General features: G+C 68.7%; 7 protein-coding genes. 4 read left to right on the top strand and 3 right to left on the bottom strand.

What is annotated here, in order from left to right; translation table 11 throughout:
• Nucleotides 1-23: 23 nt before the first annotated feature.
• Nucleotides 24-635, bottom strand: a complete 612-nt coding sequence (locus tag ACT4N3_RS12085; protein WP_444855474.1) for a TetR/AcrR family transcriptional regulator — start codon at nucleotides 633-635, stop codon at nucleotides 24-26.
• 144 nt (nucleotides 636-779) lie between these two features.
• On the opposite strand from ACT4N3_RS12085, the gene ACT4N3_RS12080 reads away from it, so the two are divergent.
• Both ACT4N3_RS12080 and ACT4N3_RS12075 read left to right on the top strand, forming a co-directional pair.
• The gene (locus tag ACT4N3_RS12080; RefSeq protein WP_444855473.1) at nucleotides 780-1,367 is read left to right on the top strand and encodes a hypothetical protein; all 588 of its coding nucleotides are present in this window, start codon (nucleotides 780-782) and stop codon (nucleotides 1,365-1,367) included.
• Between the two features lie 374 nt (nucleotides 1,368-1,741).
• Nucleotides 1,742-2,266 carry a hypothetical protein gene (locus ACT4N3_RS12075; RefSeq protein WP_444855472.1) on the top strand — a complete coding sequence of 175 codons (525 nt, stop codon included), beginning with the start codon at nucleotides 1,742-1,744 and terminating at the stop codon, nucleotides 2,264-2,266.
• Between the two features lie 51 nt (nucleotides 2,267-2,317).
• Here the strand turns inward: ACT4N3_RS12075 and ACT4N3_RS12070 are convergent, their stop codons facing one another.
• Nucleotides 2,318-2,650, bottom strand: a complete 333-nt coding sequence (locus ACT4N3_RS12070) for a glycine zipper 2TM domain-containing protein (RefSeq protein ID WP_444855471.1) — start codon at nucleotides 2,648-2,650, stop codon at nucleotides 2,318-2,320.
• A gap of 170 nt (nucleotides 2,651-2,820) precedes the next feature.
• On the opposite strand from ACT4N3_RS12070, the gene ACT4N3_RS12065 reads away from it, so the two are divergent.
• Together ACT4N3_RS12065 and ACT4N3_RS12060 are read left to right on the top strand one after the other, a co-directional pair.
• Entirely contained in the window at nucleotides 2,821-4,110 is a 1,290-nt protein-coding gene (locus ACT4N3_RS12065) for an adenylosuccinate synthase (RefSeq protein WP_444855470.1), read from the top strand.
• Nucleotides 4,111-4,187: 77 nt separating this feature from the next.
• Entirely contained in the window at nucleotides 4,188-4,934 is a 747-nt protein-coding gene (locus tag ACT4N3_RS12060; protein WP_444855469.1) for a class I SAM-dependent methyltransferase, read from the top strand.
• 101 nt (nucleotides 4,935-5,035) lie between these two features.
• On the opposite strand, the gene ACT4N3_RS12055 is transcribed toward ACT4N3_RS12060, so the two are convergent.
• A partial coding sequence (locus ACT4N3_RS12055) for an acylphosphatase (RefSeq protein ID WP_444855475.1) occupies nucleotides 5,036-5,171 on the bottom strand: 136 nt, incomplete at its 5' end.

Raw genomic sequence — 5,171 nt, 5'->3', positions numbered from 1 at the left:
TCAGGCATATTCCCCTCCCCTTGCTATTCGGCCGGCACATTCTCCTGCCTGGCCGTGTCCATCAGCATGTCGAAATGCCCGCGCAGCACCGCGATGTTGCGGTCGAAGCTCTCGATGTCGCGATAGGTGCGCGCCTGCATGATCGCGCCTTCCATCACGGTCAGCGTGAACTCCGCGAGCCGGCGCCGGTCGAGATCGGCCGGCAGCCGCGCGCTCGCTTCGTCCAGGCAGCGCTCGATCGCGCTCGTCCATTGCGCGAAATTGACCGCGAGCAATTCGCGGATCCGGACGTCCGGCTCGTGCAGCTCCAGCGCCAGGCTGCCGATCGGGCAGCCATAAGTGCACTCGGTGGTAACGAGCTGGGTGCGATAGCCGGCGAGCAAAGCGAAGATACGCTCCACGGGATCGTCGACCCCCGACCAGGCGGGCTTCAGCAGCCATTCCTCGACCCCGTCGCGATAGGCCTCCAGCACCGCGACCAGCACGTCCTGCTTGCCGGGGAAGAAATGGTAGAGGCTGCCGGAATGGACCTGGGAGCGGCTGAGGATGTCGGCGATCGACGTCGACTGGAAGCCCTTCTCCCAGAACAACTCCATCGCGGTCATCACGATCCGCTGGCGGGTGGCGATGTTCATGACTGGATTGAACGATCAATCAAGGGGCCTGTCAAGCGCGTGTTAGCCTATGCGCGGCCTGACCTTTGATCCTGTCGGGCCGGGCATAGGCGCGGCTGACGGACCGGGCTAAGAAGGCGGGACTCATTTCTCGAAAGGCTGTCCATGCGCCGTGCTCTTCCCATCGCGATCCTCCTGCTCGCCGGCTGCGCCCGCTCGGAGGATGCGAGCATAACTGTCGACATGAACCAGATCGCGCCCGACATCGTGCTGCGCAACAATGCGGAGGAGGAGATCGCCGTGGGCACGTGGCGGGAGGCGACGCAGGACAACAGCCCGGCGCTGGAGTTCGCCGACGCCACCGGCCAGCCTGGCGTCAGCCTGCGCTGCGCCGAGCGCGGCGGGCTGATGCTCCAGCGCCACGGTGCCGGGCAAGCGGGCGGGAACCCGTCGATCTCGATCAGCGTCGGGCGCGAGCGCCGCGACGTTCCGGCCCAGCTCATCGATGGCGGGCTGTTGCGCGCGACCCTCACCAGCGGCGACCCGCTGATCACGGCGCTGGGCGGCGCGGCGACGCCGATCGGCGTCCGCGCGGTCGGCGCCGCGCCGTTGCTGCTCCCGCCGGGACCGCCGCTCAGCGCCTTCGTCGCCCGCTGCGCCGCCAGCCAGGCACCGCCGGCTATCGCGGGCAACGCCGTCGCCCCGGCCGCGAACGCGGCGGCGCCCGCGACCAACGGGGCCGCGGCGCGCTAGCGGTTCGGCAGACATGAAAAAGCCGCCCGGCGGGCGGCGCGAAGCATGGAATCCTAGCGTCGAAAAATCCGAAAACAAGACTTGTTCGCCGATTCGCGCCGACTCATATCTTCCCCCAGGCGCAACCGCAGCGAAAGGAGGTGATCCGATGTCTCATGGTTCAGCAGAGGGGTCGGTGAAGTCCGTTCGGGAGACGAAGGCCTAGCCTTCTCAATTGCTTCCGGGCAGTCGGCTTCCGGCCGCTGACCATGTCGAGAGGCCGCCGGGGAACTTTCTCCGGCGGCCTTTCGCTTATTCGTGGAACCGGCGGCGAAACTGTTATCCGCAGCGCCGGTCTGTTACGAGGACGACATGTTTTCCAGGGAGAAGGACGGATGGCGAAGAGCAAGACCACCAGCAAGGCCGGTGCGGGCAAGGCGCGCAGCGCGGCCGACGCGATCCCCGACGCATTGCGCGATGCCGGACGGCGGGCGGCCGAGCTCGCTCAAAACCCGATGGCGCGCAGCCTGCTGGCCGCCGGGCTGGTGACGGCCGCCGCGGCGCTGGCCGCGAACAAGAATGTCCGCGACAGCGCCCGGCGCGGCGCCCGCCAGGCGCAAGGCGCGGCAGAGGCGGCGGCGGACGCCGCGGCCGAGAGCGCCAACAAGATCGGGGCGGCGATGATCAACGCGGCGACCGAGATGGTGCGCCGGATGACGGCCGCAGCCGGGGCAGCGCCCGCCGCGGCGCCGCAACGGGCGGCCTCGGCCACTGCCTCCCGCACCAGGCCGAAGGCGAAGGCGACGAAGAAGGCGGCGCCCAAAAAGGCGGCCAAGCCGGCCCGCGCCGCCGCGCCGAAGAAGCCCGCCAGGCGAACGACGAAGGCGCGCGCCAAGCCGGCCGCCCCTTCCAAAGGCTGATACGAAAAGGGGCGCTCGATCGAGCGCCCCTTTCCTTATAGCGTCCGCTGATTAGCGGCAGCGACGCCCGCGGCGGCTGCTGCGCTGGACCTCGCGGCCGATCAGCGCGCCGGCGGCGGCACCGATCAGGGTGCCGGCGGTCCGGTCTCGACCGCCGTCGATCTCGCGACCGATCAGCGCGCCGGCGGCGCCGCCGATCAGCAGGCCGGTGGTGCCGTTCGAGCGACGGCAGTAATAGCGGCCATCACGCCCGCGCCAGGTCCGGCCGACATAATTGCCATGGCGATCGTAATAACGCTGCGCCTGAGCTTCCGTCGTGGGAAGCGCCATGCTGATCGGCACGGCCATGGCCGTCGCCGACACGGCAAGAATGAGATTGCGCATAAAATCCTCCTTTGAACCGAACCACCAACGCGCTCCAATCACCGGCGGTTGCATGAACCTAAAACAACGTTTCGTTCATCGGCGACACAAGGCGCGGGTGGACGAGGGCGCGCGCCTTGCCTAGAGGCAGGCCGCCCGACAATGCGGGCGCAATCTCAGGATCTGCGAATTTGGCGAACGTCACCGTGATCGGCGGCCAGTGGGGTGACGAGGGCAAGGGCAAGATCGTCGACTGGCTGGCCAGCCGCGCCGATCTCGTCGTCCGCTTCCAGGGCGGCCACAATGCCGGCCATACGCTGGTCGTCGGCGAGCAGACCTACAAGCTGTCGCTCCTCCCGTCGGGGATCGTGCGCGGCACGCTCTCGGTGATCGGCAATGGGGTGGTGCTCGATCCCTGGGCGTTGAAGGCCGAGGTCGAGACGCTGCGCGGCCAGGGCGTCGAGGTGACGCCGGAGCGGCTGATCGTCGCCGACACCTGCCCGCTCATCCTTCCCATCCATCGCGATCTCGACGCCTTGCGCGAGGACGCCAGCGGCAAGGGCAAGATCGGGACGACGCGGCGCGGCATCGGCCCCGCCTATGAGGACAAGGTCGGCCGGCGCGCGATCCGGGTCTGCGACCTTGCCCATCTCGGCCATCTCGGCGCCCAGCTCGACCGGCTCTGTGCCCATCATGACGCCCTGCGCGCTGGCTTCGGCGAGCCGCCGGTCGACCGCGCCCGGCTCGAGCGCGATCTGGGCGAGATCGCCGATTTCGTGCTCGCCTTCGCCCGGCCGGCCTGGGCGGTGCTCAATCAGGCGCGGCGCGACGGCCGCCGCATCCTGTTCGAGGGCGCGCAGGGCGTGCTGCTCGACGTCGATCACGGCACCTATCCGTTCGTGACCTCGTCGAACACCGTGGCGGGGACGGCCGCGGCCGGCACCGGGCTCGGACCCGGCGCGGCGGGCTTCGTGCTCGGCATCGTCAAGGCCTATACGACCCGCGTCGGCGCCGGCCCTTTCCCGACCGAGCTTTCCGACGCGATCGGTCAGTTGCTGGGCGAGCGGGGGCGCGAGTTCGGCACGGTGACCGGGCGGAAGCGCCGCTGCGGCTGGTTCGACGCCGCTTTGGTCCGCCAGTCAATGGCGGTCGCGGGCGTCACCGGCATCGCGCTCACCAAGCTCGACGTGCTCGACGGCCTCGAGGAAATCCGCATCTGCACCGGCTACCGGCTGCGCGGCGCTCCGATCGATCATCTGCCCGCCCACGCCGCCGATCAGGCCGCGGTCGAGCCGGTCTATGAGACGATGGCGGGCTGGAGCGAATCCACCGCCGGCGCGCGCAGCTGGGCGCAATTGCCGGCGCAGGCGATCAAATACATCCGCCGGATCGAGGAACTGATCGCCTGCCCGGTCGCTTTGGTCTCCACCAGCCCCGAGCGCGAGGACACAATCCTCGTGCGCGATCCGTTCAGCGGCTAAGGCGGCCCGTTCATAAAATTGCCTTGATCGACGGCGAAGAGCGTTGGCAGCGGGGCGGAAGTGGAGTTTGGATTCGTATGACGACCCGCGAGGCTACCAGCCTGCTTTCCATCGGCGACACGCCCGTCATCGGCTCGGACGGCCGCTCGTTCGGCGACTGGGCGACGACGCTCGCCTTCGGCGCGATCCAATGGCCCTGGCTATTGCGCAGCCTGCATGGCGGCCGGCTGGCCGACAAGCATCGGCTGCTCGACCGGCTCGATCTGCCTTATGATGCCTTGCCCTATCTCGGCAGCTGGAAGGCCGATACCGGCCTACTCACTCTGATCGTCGATCATATCCTCGCCCATCGGCCGAAGCTGGTGGTCGAGTTCGGCGCCGGCGCCTCCACTCTGGTCCTGGCCCGCGCGCTCAAGAAAGCGGGCGGCGGGCGGCTGATCAGCTTCGACCAGCATGCCGACTTCATCGACGCGACGCGCGACTGGCTCGCCGAGCATGGGCTGACGGCCGATCTACACGCGGTCGCGCTGCGGCCTTCCCCGGGCGGCTGGCCTGGCCTGTGGTACGATCATGGGCCGCTGCCGGACGGGATCGATCTGATGCTGATCGACGGGCCGCCCTGGTCGATCCATCCCTTCACCCGCGGCGCCGCGGCCTCGCTGTTCGGCCATATCTCGGCCGGCGGCACGGTGATGCTCGACGACGCCGCGCGGCTCGGCGAGCGCGTCGTCGCCCGCCGCTGGCGCAAGGCTTATCCGGAGTTCGACTTCGTACTCGACAAGAGCGGCACCAAAGGAACTCTGATCGGCCGCAAGCGCGGCTAGCCGCTGAACAGCACAACTTCCTCACGTCAACCCCAGCGAAGGCTGGGGTCCATTCTGACTCAGCATGGATGCCAGCCTTCGCTGGCATGACGAAAAGAAGGTTAGATCGTGGGACGCTGCTCGAAACCTGTGGGTGCGGCTTCTTCCGTTTCCTCGACTTCGACGCGCTGGACGTGAGCAGCCGGCGGGCCTTCGCGGCAACGCGCGACGAACGCGTCGATGGCGTCCTCGGCGCCG

It is taken from the genome of Sphingosinicella sp. (assembly GCF_052388015.1).
Taxonomy (GTDB): Bacteria; Pseudomonadota; Alphaproteobacteria; order Sphingomonadales; family Sphingomonadaceae; genus Allosphingosinicella.
This window is presented reverse-complemented; position numbering and strand designations above follow the sequence as displayed.

Coding starts and splice junctions, on each gene's coding strand:
- ACT4N3_RS12080 (WP_444855473.1), top strand. CDS start 780: ATGCGCCGTGCTCTTCCCATCGCGATCCTCCTGCTCGCCGGCTGCGCC.
- ACT4N3_RS12085 (WP_444855474.1), bottom strand. CDS start 635: ATGAACATCGCCACCCGCCAGCGGATCGTGATGACCGCGATGGAGTTG.
- ACT4N3_RS12075 (WP_444855472.1), top strand. CDS start 1,742: ATGGCGAAGAGCAAGACCACCAGCAAGGCCGGTGCGGGCAAGGCGCGC.
- ACT4N3_RS12070 (WP_444855471.1), bottom strand. CDS start 2,650: ATGCGCAATCTCATTCTTGCCGTGTCGGCGACGGCCATGGCCGTGCCG.
- ACT4N3_RS12060 (WP_444855469.1), top strand. CDS start 4,188: ATGACGACCCGCGAGGCTACCAGCCTGCTTTCCATCGGCGACACGCCC.